The sequence below is a fragment of the Enterococcus sp. ZJ1622 genome (assembly GCF_011038845.1).
Taxonomy (GTDB): domain Bacteria; phylum Bacillota; class Bacilli; order Lactobacillales; family Enterococcaceae; genus Enterococcus_B.
This window is the reverse complement of record NZ_JAAKDW010000013.1, coordinates 34,460-55,731: the sequence shown is the minus strand read 5'-3', so window position 1 is coordinate 55,731 and position 21,272 is coordinate 34,460. Positions and strand designations below refer to the sequence as shown.

The 21,272-nt window shown below is 42.5% G+C and carries 15 protein-coding genes; 7 read left to right on the top strand and 8 right to left on the bottom strand.

Going from position 1 to position 21,272, the window contains the following annotated elements:
* The first annotated feature begins 33 nt into the window (after positions 1–33).
* The 4 genes from uxaC (at position 34) to G7Y42_RS12165 (ending at position 4,890) form a co-directional block, all read left to right on the top strand.
* Positions 34–1,428, top strand: coding sequence for a glucuronate isomerase (uxaC, locus tag G7Y42_RS12180; RefSeq protein WP_165006190.1), 1,395 nt, complete (start codon positions 34–36; stop codon positions 1,426–1,428).
* A 177-nt stretch (positions 1,429–1,605) separates the two neighbouring features.
* Positions 1,606–2,289: a rhamnogalacturonan acetylesterase gene (locus G7Y42_RS12175; RefSeq protein WP_165006188.1), complete on the top strand. Its 684-nt coding sequence runs from the start codon at positions 1,606–1,608 to the stop codon at positions 2,287–2,289.
* A 1-nt stretch (position 2,290) separates the two neighbouring features.
* Complete coding sequence (locus tag G7Y42_RS12170; RefSeq protein ID WP_165006226.1) at positions 2,291–3,127, top strand: sugar phosphate isomerase/epimerase; 837 nt, start codon at positions 2,291–2,293, stop codon at positions 3,125–3,127.
* 8 nt (positions 3,128–3,135) lie between these two features.
* The gene (locus G7Y42_RS12165; RefSeq protein ID WP_165006187.1) at positions 3,136–4,890 is read left to right on the top strand and encodes an ABC transporter ATP-binding protein; all 1,755 of its coding nucleotides are present in this window, start codon (positions 3,136–3,138) and stop codon (positions 4,888–4,890) included.
* 246 nt (positions 4,891–5,136) lie between these two features.
* Here G7Y42_RS12165 and G7Y42_RS12160 read toward each other — a convergent pair whose 3' ends face one another.
* Both G7Y42_RS12160 and G7Y42_RS12155 read right to left on the bottom strand, forming a co-directional pair.
* Positions 5,137–5,478, bottom strand: coding sequence for a YlbF family regulator (locus G7Y42_RS12160; protein WP_165006186.1), 342 nt, complete (start codon positions 5,476–5,478; stop codon positions 5,137–5,139).
* 74 nt (positions 5,479–5,552) lie between these two features.
* Positions 5,553–7,721: a PBP1A family penicillin-binding protein gene (locus tag G7Y42_RS12155; RefSeq protein WP_165006185.1), complete on the bottom strand. Its 2,169-nt coding sequence runs from the start codon at positions 7,719–7,721 to the stop codon at positions 5,553–5,555.
* Between the two features lie 215 nt (positions 7,722–7,936).
* Between G7Y42_RS12155 and G7Y42_RS12150 the strand changes: the two genes are divergently transcribed.
* Positions 7,937–8,791 (top strand): RluA family pseudouridine synthase, encoded by an 855-nt coding sequence (locus tag G7Y42_RS12150; RefSeq protein ID WP_165006184.1) that lies wholly within the window; start codon positions 7,937–7,939, stop codon positions 8,789–8,791.
* An 85-nt stretch (positions 8,792–8,876) separates the two neighbouring features.
* Here the strand turns inward: G7Y42_RS12150 and G7Y42_RS12145 are convergent, their stop codons facing one another.
* Genes G7Y42_RS12145 through G7Y42_RS12135 form a run of 3 tightly spaced genes read right to left on the bottom strand, consistent with a single transcriptional unit; the run spans position 8,877 to position 13,729 of the window.
* A complete protein-coding gene (locus G7Y42_RS12145; protein ID WP_165006183.1) occupies positions 8,877–9,734 on the bottom strand; it encodes an ROK family protein in 858 nt (285 codons plus the stop codon).
* On the bottom strand, positions 9,735–12,428 hold the full coding sequence (locus G7Y42_RS12140; RefSeq protein ID WP_165006182.1) for an alpha-mannosidase: 2,694 nt from the start codon (positions 12,426–12,428) through the stop codon (positions 9,735–9,737).
* An 11-nt stretch (positions 12,429–12,439) separates the two neighbouring features.
* Positions 12,440–13,729 carry a glycoside hydrolase family 125 protein gene (locus G7Y42_RS12135; RefSeq protein WP_165006224.1) on the bottom strand — a complete coding sequence of 430 codons (1,290 nt, stop codon included), beginning with the start codon at positions 13,727–13,729 and terminating at the stop codon, positions 12,440–12,442.
* 150 nt (positions 13,730–13,879) lie between these two features.
* On the opposite strand from G7Y42_RS12135, the gene G7Y42_RS12130 reads away from it, so the two are divergent.
* Together G7Y42_RS12130 and G7Y42_RS12125 are read left to right on the top strand one after the other, a co-directional pair.
* Positions 13,880–14,926 carry a LacI family DNA-binding transcriptional regulator gene (locus G7Y42_RS12130; protein WP_165006181.1) on the top strand — a complete coding sequence of 349 codons (1,047 nt, stop codon included), beginning with the start codon at positions 13,880–13,882 and terminating at the stop codon, positions 14,924–14,926.
* Positions 14,927–14,928: 2 nt separating this feature from the next.
* Positions 14,929–17,082, top strand: coding sequence for a GH92 family glycosyl hydrolase (locus tag G7Y42_RS12125; protein WP_165006180.1), 2,154 nt, complete (start codon positions 14,929–14,931; stop codon positions 17,080–17,082).
* A 222-nt stretch (positions 17,083–17,304) separates the two neighbouring features.
* On the opposite strand, the gene G7Y42_RS12120 is transcribed toward G7Y42_RS12125, so the two are convergent.
* Genes G7Y42_RS12120 through G7Y42_RS12110 form a run of 3 tightly spaced genes read right to left on the bottom strand, consistent with a single transcriptional unit; the run spans position 17,305 to position 21,083 of the window.
* A complete protein-coding gene (locus tag G7Y42_RS12120) occupies positions 17,305–18,744 on the bottom strand; it encodes a response regulator transcription factor (RefSeq protein WP_165006179.1) in 1,440 nt (479 codons plus the stop codon).
* Positions 18,722–20,476, bottom strand: a complete 1,755-nt coding sequence (locus G7Y42_RS12115; RefSeq protein ID WP_165006178.1) for a sensor histidine kinase — start codon at positions 20,474–20,476, stop codon at positions 18,722–18,724. The genes G7Y42_RS12120 and G7Y42_RS12115 overlap by 23 nt, the downstream gene beginning before the upstream one ends.
* Positions 20,469–21,083, bottom strand: a complete 615-nt coding sequence (locus G7Y42_RS12110; protein ID WP_165006177.1) for a DUF624 domain-containing protein — start codon at positions 21,081–21,083, stop codon at positions 20,469–20,471. The genes G7Y42_RS12115 and G7Y42_RS12110 overlap by 8 nt, the downstream gene beginning before the upstream one ends.
* Positions 21,084–21,272 lie beyond the last annotated feature (189 nt).

Below are 21,272 nucleotides of genomic sequence, written 5' to 3'. Positions count from 1 at the left end.
ACCAATAAATACGAAAAGAAAGAAGGCAGTACGATGTTTTTATCTGATGATTTTTTATTGAAAGACGAGTGGGCAAAAAAACTTTATCATTCTCATGCCAAAGAAATGCCTATTATTGACTACCATTGCCATTTAGATCCAAAAGAAATCTATGAAAACAAGAATTTCGAAAACCTGACTGAAGCATGGTTAGGCGGTGATCATTACAAATGGCGGCTCATGCGGGCATGCGGCGTGCCTGAAGAGAAGATCACAGGAGAGGCTTCCGATTACGAAAAATTTCTAGCCTGGTGCCAAACTGTACCGAAAATCATCGGTAACCCTCTTTATACTTGGTCTCATCTGGAGCTGAAACGTTTCTTCGATATCGATCTGCTGATAAACGAAGAAAATGCAGAAAAAATTTGGGCACAGGCAAATGAGAAACTTGCTGCTCCCGAATTTCGGCGAAGAGAAATCGCCAAACATTCCAATGTCAAAGTCATTTGTACGACAGATGACCCTGCAGACGACTTGCATTACCATCAACTATTGGCACAAGAAGAGCAAGAGTTGAAGGTCTTCCCTTCTTTTCGCCCGGATAAAGCATTGAATATCGAAAAAGAAGGTTTCGCTCAATGGATCACTCGCTTAGAAGAAGCATCTGGACAAAATATCACTACTTATCCAGAACTGATCGCAGCTTTAGGTCAGCGTGTCGATTACTTTGATCAGCACGGTTGTAAAGTATCTGACCATGCACTCGATGTTCTGCGATATACCGAGGCTACGGAGGAAGAACTGGAACAGATTTTCCAGAAAGCATTGGCAGGCGAAACCTTATCGCAGCATGAGACCGATGCGTATCGTATAGAAACATTGACTCGCTTGATCCATTTTTACCATTCCTATGATTGGACGATGCAGCTGCACATCCATGCTTATCGGAATTGTAACACCCGTATGTTCGACCAGTTAGGACCAGATACAGGCTATGACGGCCTCAATGATCTTTCATTGACGATTCCTCTGCAACGCTTGCTGAACCGTGCGGAATCGACTGATCAGCTGCCGAAAACGATCCTTTATTCACTGAATCCGACTGATTATCCGGCAATCGTTGCTTTGATGGGCTGTTTCCAGAAAGAACAGGCTGGAAAAATGCAATTAGGTTCCGGCTGGTGGTATAACGACACACGCGCTGGGATGCGTGATCAGCTTACCCAGTTTGCAGACGGCAGTGCTTTAGGAAATTTTGTTGGCATGCTGACAGATTCGCGAAGCTTCCTTTCCTATACAAGACATGAATATTTCCGTCGCGTCTTATGCGAATTCATCGGCGAGATGGTCGTTCGAGGAGAGGCACCAGAAGACGAGAACTTGTTAGGCGGCTTAGTCGAAGCAATCAGTTACGATAATGCCGCTGCTTATTTCGGCTTCTTCAACTGATTGACAGTCGATTTCCCGATCAATTCAGCGACTTATAAAAAGAAGACGCGTTTTTTTGAAATTCATTCGTTGAATTTTATGAGAATGCGTCTTATTTCAGGAAGTGGCTAGGACAACACGAAGGACCAAGCTTGAGTTTATCATCCTTGAATCTAAAAAAGAAAGAAGAGAATGCACATGCCGACTATCCACATTGCTGGTGACTCGACCGCCGCAAAAAAAGAAGCCGACAAACGACCAGAAACAGGTTGGGGCGAAAAATTCGCACCTTATTTTACTGAAAAGATCACTATTAACAATCAAGCTAAAAACGGGCGTAGCACAAAATCTTTTATCGAAGAAGGAAGACTGGAAAATCTAATCAAAGAATTTAAAGCCGGTGACTTTTTGCTGATTCAATTCGGTCATAATGATCAAAAAATCCAAGAAGAAAAAGGAACGCTCCCATTTGGCAACTATATCGACTACTTGCAGCAATATGCTCAAGCAGCTGTCGATGCAGATGTAGCACCCATTTTTCTGACATCCGTCACGCGCCGGGATTATTTAGACACTGGCTGTCTCAACCCTGAAATTTTAGGCGACTATCCCAAGGCTATGCGTACATTTGCTCATCAGTATCAATTTCCTGTACTTGATGTTTTTTCGCGTTCTCAATCGCTTTTCCAAGATTTCTCTAAAGAAGAAACGAAAAAATTCTATCTACATCTATCTCCTGGCGCACACAGAAATTATCCAGAGGGGCTGCATGACAATACCCACTTCAGTCCTGAAGGGGCAGAAAAAGTAGCAGGTTTGATTGCACAGCTGATCAAAGAATCCCGTTTGCCGCTTGCCGATTACTTGAAAGAAGGTGTTTAAACTGCTGCCATTGAATTTAGGTATACGTGCTCATGATCTGACTAGCCATTCTCCAAGAGAGCTCGTAGAAAAAATCAATCAGCTTGGGTTGTCGCATATACAATTTGCTCCGCAAAAAGCGTTCCCTAAACTGTTGGAATTAGATAAGATGACGCTAGGTACTGCTGCTTATTTTGGCAGATATTTCCAGAAAAATGACATTGACCTGTCGATCTTAGGTTGTTATATCAATATTTCCAGTGAGAATGTCCAAGTGCGTCAGCAAGCTTTAGCGACATTCAAACACCAGCTTTCATTATGCCCCGCCTATCAGGCAAAAATGATCGCAACGGAAACAGGAAGTATAGCAGTGGGCTATACGACGAGAAATTTCACAGAAGAAGCTTATCAGATCGCTCGGACTTCCATCATTGAAATGGTCGAGACCGCAGAGCATTTCGGTGTCACTGTTGCTATCGAAGCTGGGATCAACCACCCGATTCATACGTATCAGTTAGCTAAACGCTTGGTAGAAGAAGTTGCTTCACCAAATCTGAAATTGATCTTAGATTGTGCGAATCTGATCCATAAAGACAATCATGAGAAGCAAGAATACTTGGTTAAACAGGCTTTGGAGACACTCGATCCTTATCTGGCTGCTATCCACCTCAAAGATTACCAGTTTGAAAACAATCAGATCACCATGGTTCCAGTAGGACAAGGCTGTCTTGATTTCCGTCCAATCATCCATTATTTAAAATATACGCGGCCGCTCCTGTATGCCACGCTTGAAGCAACACCGGAATCCGTTGCCGTACAAGCACGTGAACAGCTGCAAGTTCTTTATCAGGAAAGCTGAGGAACATCATGGAAGAACGTATACAAAAAAGCTATCAAAAATATCATAAAAATTCCTTTCAAATCCTGCTGCATCTTTATCAGGGTAATTATTGGCGATTTGCTTTATCGAGTATTTTTTTCATCATCAAGCATCTGCCTTCTTGGCTGATGCCCCTAGCAATCGCTAATGTGATCAATGCTGCAGCTTCTAATGATCTCTCGCAGATCCAGACGATTTATTTCAATGCCTTTTTCATGGCGTGTCTGATTGGACAAAATATTTTGACGAATTACTTCCATGTCAAATACCATAGTGCGTCGATCCGACAAGTAGAAGCAGGCTTGCGTGCGACATTGATCAAAAAAATCCAGGAATTATCGATTCCTTATCAAAAAGAACTGCAATCAGGAAGGATCCAGTCAAAGATCATACGAGATGTCGAAGCTGTCCAGACGCTTTCTTCTCAAGTATTTGTCAGCGGATTGAATATAGCTGTCAATTTGTTCGTTGCGCTTGGGATCACTCTTTATAAAAGTCCAGTCGTCTTTTTATTCTTTTTATTGACAGTTCCTTTAGCAGCACTAGTAGCTGTCCTCTTTCGCAAGCGTATCAAAGAATCAAATTCAGAATTCAGACAGGAGATGGAAGAAACTTCTGCTAAAGTGATCGAAGTCATTGAATTAGCACCTATTTCGCGTGCACATGCGTTAGAAAAGCATGAGACTTCCAGATTGAACGATCATTTTTCACAAATTTACAAAAAAGGGTTCCACTTGGATATCCTTCAATCTGTTTTTGGCTCAGTCAGCTGGGCAAGTTTCCAGATATTCCAACTTGTCTGCCTTATTTTCACTGGAGTTTTAGCTTTACAAGGAAGAATCCAGCCGGGGGATGTCGTGATGTATCAGACTTACTTCACCACCGTAGTCAATTCCGTTTCCAGCATGATCACGCTGATCCCGACGATTTCAAAAGGGATGGAGTCGATTGCTTCGATCGGCGAATTATTGACTGCCGGAGATGTCGAAAGTTATCAGGGGAAGAAGAAAATCCAGCAACTTCGCGGAGAATTCCGTTTTGAAGATGTTTCTTTCCATTATCCGGATTCTCCTAAACCTGTCATCGACCATTTTTCTTTAGAGGTAAAAGCAGGAGAAACTATCGCTTTTGTTGGTCCTTCCGGTTCCGGTAAATCGACGCTTCTCAATTTGCTGATCGGATTTTCTCAACCTTCTTCTGGTACGATCTACCTCGATGGCCAGCCTATGGATAGCCTTGATATGCGCAGTGTCCGCAATTTTTTAGCAGTTGTCCCTCAAGCTACACTGCTGTTTTCTGCCTCGATCAGAGAAAATATCACCTATGGCTTGAAAAATGTTTCAGAAGACCAATTGAACAAAGTGATCGAAGCGGCACAGCTATCCTCATTAATCGATGAGCTTCCTGAAGGCTTAGACACTTTAGTTGGCGAACATGGGAATAAGCTCTCAGGTGGACAAAAACAACGAATCTCTATTGCTCGTGCGCTCATTCGACAACCAAAAATCATTTTACTCGATGAAGCGACTTCTGCTTTAGATAACCAATCTGAGAAAAAGATCCAGCAGGCATTGAATTATTTGACTGAAGCACCTACTACCTTTGTCGTTGCTCACCGGCTCTCAACGATCAAAGAAGCGGATAAGATCGCGGTGGTCAATGAAGGTAAATTGATAGAGCTTGGGACCTACGAAGAGCTTTTAGCGAAAAAAGGCTATTTCTACCGATTAAAAAACGAATAAAAAGAACATGCCCCTTCCCTTTGAGGAAATCGCCTTAAAGGAGGGGGCATGTTCTTTTTTAATGAGGATGGAGTGAGGTTGTGAAAGAGACGTTCAGCCTTGAGCGATAAGAAGCGATTTTGAAAAATAGCTTCCTATATTTTACAAAATCGTGCCTTAGTGCCGATAGGCTGTCTCTTGAACACCGTTTATTCGAAAAAAAGAGCCATGACAAATCTTTTGTCACAGCTCCACTTTCACACTCTTTTATTCACTGTACAAATCGCGTACTGGCGTCATGATGATTCGATTCAAATCATTGATGATCGTGCTGAAACCTTGTTCTTTTTGCATCAGATCATTGATGACTTCTTCTGATTGGATCTTCATTGCCATTTCTTGTGCCTTCATTGCATCTTCATCACTGAATTCTTGTCCGCTCATTTGTTTTTCCTGCAATTCGATTTGCATAGCTTGGAAATCCTTGAACAGCTGATGTGCTTCAGTATCTGCTTTTACTTTTTCGTATGCTTCTTCTAAAGCTTTGAATTCAGGTAGTTCACGGATCTCGCGTTCGATTTGATTGGCGCTATCATAGATGTTTGACATGGTATAGCCTCTTTTCTTTTATTAGTTGACTTCTGTCTCCTATTGTAACATGTGGTTATTCGTTTTCAAAGAGGCTACTCTCCCTGATATCTTCGCCAGAGATCTTTTGCCGCTTCTCCGATTCCCTGGACACCTTCTTTGACCATGTCTCCGAAGTTTTTGAGTCCTTCTTTTGCTTGCTCTCCGTATTTCCCTAAATTGTCTTGCCAGTTGCCTGATTCGTCATTGGCTGCTGAATTCCCCACTTGATCAGCAGCTACGACTTGTCCGCCAGTAGCATACGCATCTGCTACGCTAAAGCTTGTTTTTGAAGTATAAGGCAGGATACCTTCTGCAGCGGACTTGAAGACTTTTCCGACCACATTTCCACTTGTTCCTTCTAAATAATGAAGTTCACTTGACTCTTCATACCCCATCCAAGTAGAGATCACTACATCTGGCGTATACCCGATGATCCATTGATCGTTTGCTTTAGTAGAATCGAAGTTTGTTTCTGTCGTCCCTGTTTTTCCGGCAACTGTATAACCGGCTGGGTTAGCTGCGACAGCTGTACCGTTAGAAAACGTACCGAGCATCATGCTAGTCATTTCTTCTGCTGTTTCTTTGGAGATGACTTGTTTCGGTTTCTTGTTCGTATTGTCAATGATCACTGCACCAGTGGAATCGACGATTTTTGTAATAAGGTGCGGGGTGTACATCTGGCCTTCATTTGCAAAGGCACTATAAGCTCCTGCCATGATCAGCGGAGAAACTCCTTTTTCCAATCCACCTAAAGCCAACCCGTAATATTTATCTGATTTTGCTAAAGGTAGCCCGAATTCTTCTGCTTTATCATATCCTTTTTGGAGTCCGATTTCATGCAACAGCCAAACAGCCGGTAAATTCAAGCTTTGTGCAACTGCTTGATACATCGGTACTTCTCCTTGATAGGTCCCGTCAAAATTGTGTGCATCATAATACGTTTGCGGTTCATCTCTCAACATGCTTGACGGTTTGTATCCTGCTTCTAGTGCTGGAACATACACACTCAAAGGTTTGATCGTCGAACCGGGTGACCGACGCATTTGAGTTGCGAAACTGAAGCCTCTGAACACATGCTCGCCACGTCTTCCTACTAGTGCCTGGACTCCTCCAGTTTTCGGATCCAATGCGACAGAAGCGGATTGGACCATCGCTCCATCTGATGCGTTAGCTGGGAACAGCTGGTTATTCTGATACGTTGCTTCTAATTGTTTCTGATAGTCCTGATCTAATGAGGTGTAGATCTTATAGCCTTTATTCATGACGTCTTCTTCGTCTAATCCGTAGTCTTTCACAGCTTCATCGATCACCGCATCAAAGTAATAAGGATAACGGTAGCCTGATTCCGAGTTTTCATACGTATCTTGAAGATAGTCGCTGATGTTCGTTTGGCTTTCTGCTTGTTCTTGTGCTTTCGAGATTTTCCCGTTTTCTTCCATGACGCTTAGAACGGTATTTTTTCGATTATTGGCATTTTCAGGATGATCGATCGGATTATAGATCCCCGGCCCCTTAAGCATTCCGGCCAAAGTAGCAGCTTCTGCTATAGTGACGTTATTGGCATCTACTCCAAAGTATCGCCTTGATGCATCCTGTACTCCCCAGACCCCGTTACCGAAATAGGCATTGTTGAGGTACATAGTCAAAATCTCTTCTTTACTGTATTTCTTTTCGATCTCGATTGCTAAGAATAGTTCTTTTGCTTTTCGATCAAAGGTTTGATCCAAAGTCAGATAGGCATTCTTCGCCAGCTGCTGCGTGATCGTACTGCCGCCTCCGCCAGAGGTTCCACCAGAAAGTACCATTCGAACAGCTGCTCGGGCGATCCCTTTGATATCGAAACCATGATGCTGATAAAAATTACGATCTTCTGTCGAAATCACTGCATCTTGGATATACGGAGAGATCGCATTCAACTCTACGTACGTTCCTTTTTGGGCATAAAGCGTTCCTGCCTCTTCATTTTTTTTATCATAAATCACTGTAGACTGGCTCAGCCCGGATTTCAGCGTTTCTACATTCGCTTGTTTTGCTAAAATAAAAAGGTAGATGCTTGTGACTAACACGCAGATCAGTCCGATAAGCAAAATCAGTTTATTTATATGATACTTTTTCCAAACACGCTTTCGCCATCGATGGAATTGGCTGAGATACGGCTTGATCCATCGCCAAAAACTGATCAAAGCAGTTTTTATTTTTTTCCAAATGCTTTGAAAATCCATTTGTTTATTCTCCTGTCTTTTTGATTCGATCGCTTTATTCTACCATAAGCTAATGGCGTTTTCTTCCTGCTTAAGACGTAGTTCGTTTAAGTGTTCTGTTCCTTCGGTGAAAGTAGATTATCATACGAATCCAGAGAAAAATGTAAGTTTTTTCTTAAATATGTCTTAAAAATGATACAATAGTTCTGCGCTTTTCTGCGAAAGGAGTAACTTTAATGGAAATTACGATCACATTACCTCAAACACATCCAAGGATAACGATCAAGGATTTATTAGAAAAAGAATGGCTAGTTCCAAGAAAAGTTCGGCATTTTTTGCGTATACGTCAAAATGTCTGGATCAATCAAAAACCCGCCTTGTTTCATTATGAAGTGACAGCCGGTGATCAAATCACGTTGAGATTCGAAGAGGACGACTATCATTATCAAAGCGTTCAACTTGGAGATGCTGCTCACATCCAAGTACTTTATGAAGATGAACAGCTGATCATCGTCAATAAACCCGCTGGAATGAAAACACACCCCAACGAACCTACAGAGACTGACACATTGTTGAATCATCTTGCTGCTTATCTGGCTAAAAACGAGCAGAGGCCTTACGTCGTCCATCGTTTGGATAAAGAAACAAGCGGCGCGATTTTATTTGCTAAAAATCCGTTTGTCCTTCCGATACTTGGTCGACTGCTAGAACAAAAAAAGATCTACCGCCGTTATCAGGCAGTCGTTTGGGGCTCACTAAAAAAAGACCTTGTCATTACTGACAAGATCGGGCGTGACCGGCATGACCGACGAAAGCGGGTCATCGATAATCGAAAAGGACAAGACGCTTTGACACGTGTGTCCGTGGATCAGCAGCTCACTGACAAAACACAAGTATATTGTGTTTTGGAAACGGGTCGAACGCATCAGATTCGTGTTCACCTTGCTCATCTTGGCCATCCGATCGTGGGCGATCCTTTATATCAAACACGTCCTGCAAAACGACTGATGCTTCATGCGCAGGAGCTTCATCTGCTACATCCTTTTACTCAAGAAAAAATCATCGCAAAAGCATTGCCTGGTCTCTGGTGATTAAAAAAAGCAGAAAGCAGGCTATGGAAGAAAACTTGTTATACAGAGATAACTATCGTTCTTCTTTCCGTAGCCAGCTTGCTGCTTATTTTTGCAGTTCATTTTCCGCTAAAAGCAGGCTGCCGATGATCCCACTTTCGTTTGGCAGACCCCAGCGGACGATATAGTCGCTTACTTGCGGCGTTTCCATATATCCACCCATCAGTTCAACAAACTGCTGACGGATCTTTTGCAATAGATGATCCTGATTCATCACCCCACCGCCTAGAATGATTTTTTCAGGTCCTAATGTCAAAGTATAATTGATCAGTGCTTGAGCGATGTAATAAGCTTGTATGTCCCAAATCGGGTGATCTTGTGGCAGATCCTGTCCTTTGATCCCAGTTCTGGCCTCAATAGAAGGTCCTGCCGCCAATCCTTCCAAGCAGTCCTTATGATAGGGACATGTCCCTTCGTACGTATCATCCGGATGACGTTTCACCCAGATATGCCCCATTTCAGGATGGGCGATCCCGGAAAATATTTTCCCATCGATCACTACCCCTGCGCCGATCCCGGTACCCACAGTCAAATAAATACAGCTGTTTTTCCCTTGAGCTGATCCTTGCTTCAATTCACCGTATGCGGCCGCATTCACATCTGTAGTCCAAGCAACGGGAAGCTTGTAACGCTGTTTGATACTTCCTAAAAAATCAAATTCTGCCCAGCCAGGCTTAGGAGTCGCTAATACGTAACCGTAATTGTCTTTGGTTCGATCGATGCCGATCGGTCCGAATGATCCGATTCCTATTGCTTCCAGATCGAAACGGTCAAAAAACTCAAATACTTCTTTTAATGTTGCTTCCGGCGTTGTAGTAGGAATGCTCACTTTTTCTACGATTACGCCGTCTTCTGAAACCGCACACACAAATTTCGTTCCGCCTGCTTCTATTCCGCCATACATCTATTTCTCCTCCTCGAATCCGATTGTCCGAATCTCATAAGGATCGATTGTCGGTACAACCTCTTGATGGATCGTTTCTTCAAGCAGATTCAATAGTGTCCCCTGTTTACCATCTTTTGTAATAACTAAATTCTCTAAATGACTAGACATATTGAATCCTCTTGTTACCACTTTATCACTAATTCTGCTTCGTTTCAAAGCTGTTATCGCAAACGTTTGGCCTTTTATTTCCAAATATCGTTTTTTCGAAGGAAGTTTTCCGGTTTGCCGATCGACTTGCTTCGCAGAAAATGGGATCTGTGCAGCATACGCGTGGAGATAGGTCTCATATTTTTCTTCCGGCTTGTGCAGTTCAAAACTGTAACAAAAATGATGTTCTCCTATACATTGTGCTTCTGGCGTAGGAAAATAACCCCAGTCCCCTAATTCTCCAACACTGCGCAGCAAAGTAACAGCGATTTGTCCATCATGCAGGATCTCATATTCATTCAGTCCGAAGTTTCCGACCGTTACTCCATATGATTCGTTCTCCAGATGGACAAAAGCGTGCTGATGCTGAGGATTTGTAGGATTTTCCCAGCTTTCAGAAACATGGTTCGGACGTTTCACTACTTCGAATATACTATCTGCTTCATGATGTTCCACATGTAACTTTGTCGGGAACAATACACGCAATCGATGATCGTTCATTTGATTATTGATCGTCGTTTCAAAATCGATTTTTTTACTGTTTTTTCTGACAGTGATCGTTGTTATCAGTTCAAGGATCTTCATTTCCTTGGCACGTTCTGCCTTTCGTTGACGAAATTCCACGACCATCTGCTGTTCTTTCAGTAACCGATCATCTGCCGAAACGGGGATGTGCATGCGCTGACTGATCTTCACCTTAGCTAGTTCTGGGGTATCCAAGACGATCTCTACGGAGGCATTCGTATTGTTTTTCGAGAAAATCGGTTCGTCATGCATCGGCTGTTTGAAAATATATTCGTTTCCTATATCCCCTACGTCTTCAAATACAAGCAGATCCTGCAAGTACTCTCCAGTGGTTTTGTCTTTCAGGGTCAAGGTGCCGTTTTTCTCGATTGTCAGACGCAGGAACTGATTTTCGATGACTCGTCCATTTGCTTGTAACATTGTCGCTTTTTGCTTTGTCTGGTCTCCTTCGACAAGTGCAAAAGTCTCCCAAGAAAAAGGCGGCATTTCTTCGATCGGTAAAGTAACGGTGATTGTTTTTGCCATGTATGGGACTCTGAACCGCTCCTTCGGTAAATCATAATCGAATCGAACGGTTTCTTCCGTCAGTATCGCCGGAACCAATCGCCCGTCTTTCGTTTCTACGTGATATTGTTTCTTAGGTGCTTTTTCTAGCTCCCTATACAATGCTTCAGGTAGACCTTTTGCGAATGGTTTTCGTTCAAGTTCGACTGTGATCACCGCCTCACCCGTTTTTGGCATTCCAGCTGTATTGACGACCACAAAGGGATAGCTATTTTCAGGAAAATCAGAAGTGTCGATTTTAGCTGTTAATTGTGCCAATGCTTCTTGCGCAAGATATTTTCCCACTTCCTCCGCTTTTTCGAACCGTGGCATCATTTCGCGATGGACAGCATCGACGGAACAGCCGCAAATACTATCGTGAGGATGGTTTTGCATCAGCGTCTTCCATGCATAGGTCAGCTGATCGTGAGGATAAGCATCCGTCATATCATCCGATTCATATGCCATCGTTGCTAAAGGCTCGGTGATGTTTTCAAGCTGTCGCTGGACTTTCGTATTCCATTGTTTCAAATAAACACGCGCAGAAGCAGTATTGGCTAAAGTATACCATCCATCCGTTTCCTGGCTTGTCAGTTCGCCTTCGACAAAACCAAGCGTCTGCGGCACATCCTTATGGACAGCTTCCAGATAATCTGTGAAATTCGAATGGAGAAATTCATAATCCGGGAACAATTCATTCGCTACTTCGATTGCTTTTGATATATCTTTTTGGACAGGCTGATGATCTACACCATTCATCATCAACAAATGATTCGTCGAAGCATATCGTTCTGCATCTGCTAACTTCTGGCGCCAGAAATCTCGTGCGGCTTCTTTTTCTGCCGGGATCTCGTTCCCATTACTATACCAATTTGCAAAAAGCAGACCGAAAATCGTTGACTGATCTGGTCCTTTCCACCACATCTCCGAATATTTCGAAGAATAATTTTCTGCCTCCAACACCTGGTTGTCGAATCCAATCGGTTTGACGCCTCGTCCGAAGGCAGCTGCAGTGATCCCTGCTTGTTTCATCATTTGAGGTGTCTGCCCCATGTTTCCAAAGGTATCCGGAAAATATCCAAGCATGACTGGAGTGCCCCATTTCTTGCTTTCTTCCATTCCGATCAGCATATTTCGTACATTTGATTCCGGACTGATCAAAAAATCATCTTGCAGGATATAAAACGGCCCGATCCTCAATTTTCCATCTGTGATCGCTTGCTGTACTTCCGCCTTTTTTTCTGGTCTGACTTGCAGATAGTCATCTAAAATGATCGTCTGTCCATCTAGATGGAAGCTGTTGAATTTCGGATCATTCTTGAATAATTCAAGCAGATCATCCATAAGTTCGACTAAGCGCATATGATGCTGTTCATATGCCATGTACCATTCTCTATCCCAGTGGCTATGAGAAATGATATATACTTTCTTTTTCATGTACGCTCCTCCTATTTCTCTACTCGTATATCGAAATAATCCATTACTAGTTCGCAAAACATCATATTCGCCCAAGAAAACCATTCTCGCGTATACTTTTTAGGATCATCGACGTCAAATCCTTCATGCATGAGATGCGTGCCTGCATCTGTTGCAACAAGCAGATCGAGAATCCGTTCTTTTTCGGCTTTGTCCTCTGTCGTCATGCCTTCCATTGCTAAAGCGATCGGCCAGACGTAATTTACTGGTGTGTGTGAAGAACCGATTCCTTTCGCATATCTGCCTTCGTAAAAATACGGATTTTCTTTACTAAGCAGTGTTTTTCGAGTCAGCAGATAACGTTCATCTTGAGAAGAGCAGTAGCCAAGGTACGGTGCAGCGATCAAATTCGGAACATTACTGTCGTCCATGAGTGTGGCGTTCCCGAGTCCGTCCACTTCGTAAGCATAAACAGATTCTTGTGCATGGTTTTCGACCAACCCGTATTTATTGATCCCTTGCTGGATATCCTCCCGCAATTTTTTTGCTTTCTCGACGATAGAATGGTCTTCTAGCACCGTTTGGAAAAGTTCTTCGATATAGCCTAGAACGACAACTGCGAACATATTAGAAGGGATCAAGTAACCATAGCTGCACGCATCATCACTTGGACGGAATCCCGACCAAGTCATGCCTGTAGGCGCCACTTTTGCTCCGCGCCCTTCATTGATCAAAGTATCTTCTTTTCTTGTCGTGTCTCTCGTAAATGTGTAGTCTGAATGTTCATGATTCTGTTCTGTTTTGAACACGTGAAGGATCTTTTTTACCCCTTCAACAAACGAGGTATCGAAATGGCTGGTCCTTCCAGTGTTTTTGTAAAGAAGATAGGCTAGCTGCACAGGATAACACAGTGAGTCGATCTCATATTTCCTTTCCCAGATCCATCCATTCATTTTTGTATGATCCAATTGGTGTCCAGCGCCATTCTCCTCTTCATTGAAAGCATTCGCGTACGGATCGATATTGATATAAAAAAACTGTTTTTCGACTAGCCCGCTGATCATCTCAGCTAATTCTTCGTCTTCTTTCGCAATCACGAGATAGGGACGAACTTGCGCAGTCGAGTCTCTCAGCCACATTGCGGGTATATCCCCCGTCAGTAAGAAAGTCGTCCCATCTGCATGTCTCTTCACCGTGGTCAGTAACGTATTCGCGAAAGCTGCAGTGAAATTTTCAGCCCAATCCGCATGTTCTTCACCACACTTTTGAGTCATTTTATCCATAAATTCCTGAACTGATTTTGGTATATCTTTATAAACCATCACTATTAACCCCTCTCCAATTTGATATATCATAGTGAATTATACCTTTTTACAGCTATATTGTCTACGCTTTCAAAAAATATTTTCTAGTTTACTTTTTATGAGTTTATGCTATCATTAGAATATGATATATCATTAAGAGGTGTAATTATGAATCAACCATTATATAAAAAAATCTTTCTCGATTTACAGGCAGCAATCGTAGATGGTACGTTGCCTATAGACAGTCAAGTGCCAACAGAAAAAGAACTTTCTCAAAAATATCAAGTCAGTCGTATCACTTCTAAACGTGCTTTAACAGAGCTTGAACAGCTAGATATGATCTATCGTGTACGAGGAAAGGGAAGCTTCGTGAAAGCTTTGCCGAAGAAAGATACCACTGATTCCTATAAGAAAATCAAACGTATCCTTTTCTTACTCCCTTATTTGTCTGATCTTTCTGTAGGTGACTTCACTAAAGGGCTGAACCCAGTGATGCAAGAAAAGGAAATCGAAGTCATGATGTCTACACTCGATTTTCTTCACAATAAGACTACTCAAATGATCATGGAAGAATTTGACGGTTTGATCTATTATGCTTTCGATACCGAACACCATTTGGATCTGCTATTTGAGCTATCTCTCAAAAAATTCCCAGTCATCGTGTTAGATAAAAAGATTTACGAATTGCCTTTCCCTACCGTCCTTTCAGATAATTTCCAAGGTGGCGTATTAGCGACTAGCCATCTGATCCAGGAAGGCCATCAAAAAATCGCTTATCTTTTTGGTACTCAAACACACCCTCAGTCTGTGCGCCAAAGATATCTCGGTTATCTGGAAGCATTGGATCATGCAGCTCTGCCTTTTCACACTGCATTAGATGATAAAAATGCAACGATCGATGCCTTGCTTTCTTATATTCAGGAGCATCAAGTCACTGCTTTCGTGTGCGAAAACGATCTTGTTGCGATCCAGACGATGAATCATCTAAAACAGCATGGCTACAACGTACCTGAAGATTTTTCGATCATCGGCTTCGATGACATCCAGGCTGCTTCATTGGTCGATCCGCCACTTACGACGATTGCGCAAGATTTCAAGCAGCTTGGAGAACTCGCAGGAACGAAGATGATCCATTGGCTTGAGACCTCGGAAGTACCTGCTGATTCAAAATATCCAGTCACTTTTATCCAAAGATACTCAACAAAGGAGATTTAAACATGGAGATCCAACAAATCGATACCCGTCACGGTACTGCTAACCAATCTGCTTTTTCTCACGGGAACTGCCTGCCCTATACTGGCGTTCCATTCGGGATGAACTATTTTGCTCCGCAAACGACAGACCAGCACGGCAGCTGGTGGTTCCATCCTGACGATCGACTGTTCCAAGGCTATCGGCTGACACATCAGCCTAGTCCTTGGATGGGTGATTTCAGCCAACTGGTTTTGACCCCTATTTCAGGAGAATTGTCTGAACCAAGCCTTTTCCACGCGCAAAGTTCCTATCGTCCGGAAGAATGTACTTTTTGTCCGACCCATCTATCGATACACCAGCTTCGTTATGATATCCGTTCGACCTTGATCCCAAGTATGTACGGCGGAATCCTGTCGATTGCTTATCAGGGAAATGAGAGCGGTTTACTTTTGAGTTTTCCAGGTAAGTTTCGTTTGACTGTCAAAGATGCCCATACTGTAGTTGGTGAAATCACCCATTTTTCTGGAGCAGAGGACCCGAACTTCACGTTTTATTTTGTCCTTCGACTAGAGCAGCCACTGACAGATACCGAACTAACTGTCTCTAGTGAAGAAGCGTCCTCAGTTCTCTTATCTTTTGGTAGGATAAGTGAACAGACGATTCGTTTCGGTACTTCGTTCATTAGTACAGAACAAGCTTTTTGTAACCTAGATAGGGAAAAAAATCAAACGGCGGACGATTACTTGGAACACAGCCGTTATCAGTGGCAAACGTATTTTGACCGAATCAAAGTGACCCATCATGAATCGCAAGTGCTGCGGACATTCTATCACAATCTTTACCGGGTATTTCTGTTTCCTCAAACGTTCTATGAGATCGATCCGACTGGTGAAAAAATCCATTACGACACGACTAGCCGCACGGTTCGTCCCGGCGTCCTCTATACGAACAACGGCTTTTGGGACACATATAAAACCGTTTATCCGCTGTTTTCTCTGATCGCAGTAGAAAAGTATGAAGAGATGCTTGAAGGATTCTTGAATAGTTATCGTGAATCTGGCTTTTTACCTAAGTGGCTGTCGCCTGATGAGCGCGGACTGATGCCAGGAACTTTGATCGATGCGGTGATCGCTGATGCCGCCGTGAAAGAGATCCGAAAAGATCTGATGCCAGAATTTCTGGAAGGAATGAAAAAAGCGGCAGAGATCCAAAGCGACCGGCCAAATTACGGGCGTCAAGGGACAAACGATTATTTGACATATGGTTATGTGCCGAATCATTATCATGAATCTGTCAATCATACATTAGACTACTCGTATAGCGATTTTTGTATCAGTCAAGTCGCCCAAAAACTGGCAGATGAAAAAACAGCGGACGATTATCGGAGACAGTCATTCAATTATCGGCATATTTTCGATCCGGATACCGGTTTTATGCGTTCTAAAAACACCGAAGGCCAGTTCAGAGAACCATTTTCCCCGATACGCTGGGGACAGGATCATGCGGAAGGAAGTGCATGGCAGAGCAGTTTTGCAGTTTATCATGATTTTGCCGGACTGATCGCAGCTTACGGTAAGCAAAGATTTGAAGAGCAGCTGATCCAGCTTTGTAATCAGCCGCCAAAATTCGATGTCGGCGGCTACGGCTTCGAGATCCACGAAATGAGTGAAATGGCCGCTCTTGAATTCGGACAGCTAGCGATCTCTAACCAGCCAAGCTTCCACTATCCTTATCTATTCAGTTATATCGGTAAACCGGAGATGGCTCAGCCACTGATCAAACAGCTGATGACACAAACCTTCAATGATTCTCCTACAGGCTATCCTGGAGACGAAGATAATGGCAGTATGGCTGCATGGTATATCTTTAATAGTCTAGGCTTTTATCCAGTCACTCCCGGGACAGGTGAATATGTCATTGGCTTGCCACTGATCGATCATGCAGTCTTATCTCTGTCAAACGGTAACAAATTGACGATCGACGCTTCGCCAAACAAACCGCAGCAGCAATTCATCCATGAGATCAAACGAAATGGGTTAGAACACACCAAATTATTCTTTACTCATCAAGATTTATCTGAGGGCGGAACGATCTCCTATCAGCTTGGGATCGTCCCGAATCCTAGAAAGTATCGAGAGGAAGATCTGCCGTTCTCGTTATCCTCTGCTGAACAGTAAAACCAATCGAAGATGCTGGTGAGTTATTCTCCAGTTTCTTTTTTATGCACAGATCCTCTTCTCACACTTGTTTTCTCCTTTCACTATTTATATACGCCTGTTTTCTTTATCTATTCTTCAAAAATCAAATTTTCACTGAAAAAAAGAAATCAGCTGTGCCCACAAAAATTTAACAAACGATTTTTGCGGGCACAGCTGATTTCTAGTTTGTTTCATCTAAGTTCATCCTCTTTGCTCTCGAAATTCCTTTGGCGATTTCCCTACGATTTTCTTGAAAAGCTTTGAAAAATAAGTGGTGTTGTTATACCCTATCTTGCTTGATATTTCATTGATGTTCTGATTGCTGTGAAGAAGCAGCCACTTTGCTTGTTCCATTCGCTGATGATTCAAATAAGCAGAAAAACTCTTTTTGGTTTCTTTCTTGAATAGCTGCCCAAGATACATCACATTCAGATGTAAATTTTCTGATACTTCTTTGAGTGTCAGCGGTTCTTGGTAGTGTTCATGGAGGATGCAAAGTACTTTTTCGACATTCTCGCTGTATCTCTTTTGCTTTTGCCGATTTTTCAATAATGACAGGAGAAACTGATGCAGCTCTTGCACGGTTTCTGCTTGATTGATCGTTTGGACGCCTTCTAAATATTCCTCATCTTCTAGGCTGATCAGTTCTCTTTGGATATCCATAAACAGCAAGAAGCTGAAATGCCGAATATCTTCAGGTGTCATCACAGCTGTTTGGAATTGTTCGAAAAAGCTGGTGATCATCTGCTGCGCAGTCTCTAACTGACCACCTTGCAGCACTCGAGTAAAAGCAGAAAAATCGATCGTCTGTTCTTTCACTGCTGCATGATCGGCATAAAAAATCTTTTGGTCCTCCCTGCCATAAAACTGGTGCAGTTTCAAATGATCTTTTGCCTGCTGGAAAGCTTCCGGGATTTTATCTGATTCTTTCGTTTCCCTACCGATACTGATCAGCCATTTTTCCTGCCCGTACGTTTTTTTGATGAAATCACACAGAGTAGAAATATTTCTTTCGGAAAGCAGCATTGTGAACAAAACGGTTTCTCCGTAATTGCGCTGATAATAAAAGGGTTCCTGATTTTCTTTCAGCCAACGATTCACCTTTGTTTCATCCATCCGCGGCAACTGGACCAGTAATACCCGTTTTTGGCTTGACCCTATTTTTTCTAGTATCTCTTCTTCACTGGCTTCATCTAATTCTTCATTCAGCCATTGATTGAAAAGTACTTCTTGATAGATCTCCTGCTGATTCTTCTGTTCATTTTGACGATCCAGCCGCTGTTTGACTTTTTCCAGACTTTCGATCAATTCCGATTTGTTCACCGGCTTCATCAGATAATTGATCGCACCTAACTGCATGCCGCCTTTCAAATAATCAAATTCCTGATAACCGGATAGTATCATAAATTCAAACGTATGGTGCTCTTTTTGCGCAGCTTCGATAAATTCCAAGCCGTTCATTTCAGGCATCGTCACATCAGTTACGACCAGATCGATTTTCTGGTTTTCCAGAATCGCTAAACCTTCCATTGCGTTTTCAGCAGTGCTGACGACCTGAAACCCCAAATGATTCCAGTCGATGATTTTTTTCAAACCATTCAAAATCATGTACTCATCATCAACCAGCAGTACCTGATACATTTTCAGCGCCCCTTTCTTTGAATGTCATGCTGACAGTCAGCCCGCCTTCTGCATTTCGACTCAATTCCATCCTATAGCTGCTGCCAAAGCTTGCCCGTAATCGCTCATTCACATTCTGCAGACCGATCGATTCATGGAGTTCGACTTTAGGATGTGAGAGTCTGTCCTTGATTGCTTTTAATCGTTCTTCGGTCATTCCTTTCCCGTTATCTTTAACCAAGATTTTGACACACTGGCCTTTTCGAAAGACTTTGACACTCAGTGCATTATCCAGACGAGTAAAATCGATACCATGTTTGAAATAATTTTCTACTAAAGGCTGGACGATAAATTTAGGTACTTCGATTTTTTCCAACGTAGAATCGATCGTGAAATGATACGCTACGCGATTGGGGTAACGCATTTGATAAAGATAGACATATTTTTCGCAGAAATCCAGCTCTTCTTTCAAGCTGATTTTCTTTTCCTGATTCGTGTTGTTTCTAAGCAATGCAGAAAAAGCATACACGACATCCGCTAATTCTTCGCTCCCTTCGCTTAAAGCATACATTCGGATATACTCTAATGTATTATATAAAAAATGCGGATTGATCTGTGCCTGCAACGCCCGCATATGTGCATCTTTTTGCTTTATTTCCAATTTATAGATGTCTTCCACGAATTGACTGATACTCTCAAGCATCTCATTGATCCCTTCCGATAGAACTTTTAATTCGTATTCGGTTTGCGAAGTATCGATACGGGTATCTAGATTCCCAGCTGATGCTTCATTCATCGCTCCCATCACACTGTCTATCTGTTGTGAGTAACGCTTGAAAGTCTTATATAAAAATGCTAATAGGATCCCGTCCAGCAAGATCACACCTATGAGTAGCGGTGCAAGATTTTTTACTGCGGTCTTCCTGACTGTCTGTTTGTCCAAGACAGCTAATATCCGGTAATCATCTGGCAACTCCTGATATTGGACAAAATTAGTTTTATCCAGTTCCGTTATGGGAAGCTCGGAATTTTTTTGAAGACTCTCTGTGATCGATGCCTCCTGAGGTTTCAGTATATTAGTAGACATCCCTTTGTCATGGAATGTATATAAGCGATTTGCTGTACCAGAAATCATGTATAAAGATAGTCCGTTGAACGAATGCAGATTTTCAAGGGTGGTATCCAGTTCTTTTTTCTGGAATCCGACAAACATACTTCCCACTTCTGCGCCGCCTTGTGTGATAGGCAATTTGATATAGAATGCATCAAGCAGTTTAGGCGTACCGGTTTTTATCTTTCCGCCCTTGTCTTCTCTTGTGGATTCGAAATATTCCGGCAGCTGGCTGAAAACGATATACAACGTACTGACTTCTTCATAATTGACGTACATATCTCTGATCTGATTCGGGAATGAAGGGAAATCACCCGTTTGTATCTGCTGATCGTACGCATACATGAGATATTTGTTAATCGGCTGGGTAAGATAGGTGGTGACATTTTCGATTTTTTCCGAGCTTCCAAGTAGCTGATCTTTGATGATCTTGCTCAAAGTGGTTTTGTCATTCAGCATCCTGCTCGTACTTTTCAAAGCTTCATTTGTCATTTGCTCTGCCTGGCTTTGTGTTTGTCTCCATGTTTGGATACTGATCAGCAGTGTTGCTGACAGAGTCAAAAGGATCATGACTAATGCGTATTTACGCAACAAACGATTCAATAACGTTCCTTTCGAAAATAAGATCCGAAATCTATTCATAGCTCTCAAGCTGTCCGTCCAGCTCTTCTCTCCATTGCTTAGTCACCGTGCCATTCCAGACAGTTAGCAAGCCAATCAGGCCAAATAACAGTAACCCTTTGAAATGCCACGTCAAAACCAAGATCACTCCACCTCCAATGACTAGTTTCAAAAAAGTGGAGAAACTGGAAAAGCTAGAAACAAAACTCAGCTTTAACAAATCCGGTACAGAAATCTGATATTCACTGTCGAGAATCAGACTATACTGGTAAGTCGTATAAGCATAAAGCAACCCGAAAAGTAGGATGAAATCAACGATCAAAAACAAGATTCCTTTGATTTGAACGGACAAGTACAGATTGTAACTCAGCAAAGCAATCCCTGCTAAAAACCCCCAGAACACCAGATTGCCTCTGAAAAAAGATTGCTTGAACAGTTCCCATCCTTCCTTGAAAGTCAACTCTTTGTATTCGAATCCATGCAGATAAAACAGCTCATTCACTGTTTTCAATGCTGGACCAACTCCAACTACTACGCCTCCTGCGAAAGTATAAATCCAAAAAAACAAGGTCAGTTTCATGATGACCCATACGCGTATAAACAATGTTTCCAGTGCTTGCCCTAACATACCCGTTCCTCCAAATCATTGGTGTATTCCTTTTCATTATACAAATTTAAGGAGCTGCGACAAATGTCCCAGCTCCTTGAACTATAAATAGAAGGTCTTCAAAAGCTGAAAGTTGATGCCATTACCTTCACTATTGTCACGAACTCTGCTTTATCTATGCCTTTAGATGCCCAGTCAGATTGATGAACA

Bases quoted from the DNA above. Each gene is read 5' to 3' on its own strand.
- G7Y42_RS12160 (WP_165006186.1), bottom strand. From the start codon at position 5,478: ATGTCAAACATCTATGATAGCGCCAATCAAATCGAACGCGAGATCCGT.
- G7Y42_RS12155 (WP_165006185.1), bottom strand. From the start codon at position 7,721: ATGGATTTTCAAAGCATTTGGAAAAAAATAAAAACTGCTTTGATCAGT.
- G7Y42_RS12120 (WP_165006179.1), bottom strand. From the start codon at position 18,744: ATGTATCAGGTACTGCTGGTTGATGATGAGTACATGATTTTGAATGGT.
- G7Y42_RS12110 (WP_165006177.1), bottom strand. From the start codon at position 21,083: ATGTTAGGGCAAGCACTGGAAACATTGTTTATACGCGTATGGGTCATC.
- G7Y42_RS12175 (WP_165006188.1), top strand. From the start codon at position 1,606: ATGCCGACTATCCACATTGCTGGTGACTCGACCGCCGCAAAAAAAGAA.
- G7Y42_RS12150 (WP_165006184.1), top strand. From the start codon at position 7,937: ATGGAAATTACGATCACATTACCTCAAACACATCCAAGGATAACGATC.
- G7Y42_RS12145 (WP_165006183.1), bottom strand. From the start codon at position 9,734: ATGTATGGCGGAATAGAAGCAGGCGGAACGAAATTTGTGTGTGCGGTT.
- G7Y42_RS12165 (WP_165006187.1), top strand. From the start codon at position 3,136: ATGGAAGAACGTATACAAAAAAGCTATCAAAAATATCATAAAAATTCC.
- G7Y42_RS12135 (WP_165006224.1), bottom strand. From the start codon at position 13,729: ATGGTTTATAAAGATATACCAAAATCAGTTCAGGAATTTATGGATAAA.
- G7Y42_RS12125 (WP_165006180.1), top strand. From the start codon at position 14,929: ATGGAGATCCAACAAATCGATACCCGTCACGGTACTGCTAACCAATCT.
- uxaC (WP_165006190.1), top strand. From the start codon at position 34: ATGTTTTTATCTGATGATTTTTTATTGAAAGACGAGTGGGCAAAAAAA.
- G7Y42_RS12140 (WP_165006182.1), bottom strand. From the start codon at position 12,428: ATGAAAAAGAAAGTATATATCATTTCTCATAGCCACTGGGATAGAGAA.
- G7Y42_RS12115 (WP_165006178.1), bottom strand. From the start codon at position 20,476: ATGAATAGATTTCGGATCTTATTTTCGAAAGGAACGTTATTGAATCGT.
- G7Y42_RS12130 (WP_165006181.1), top strand. From the start codon at position 13,880: ATGAATCAACCATTATATAAAAAAATCTTTCTCGATTTACAGGCAGCA.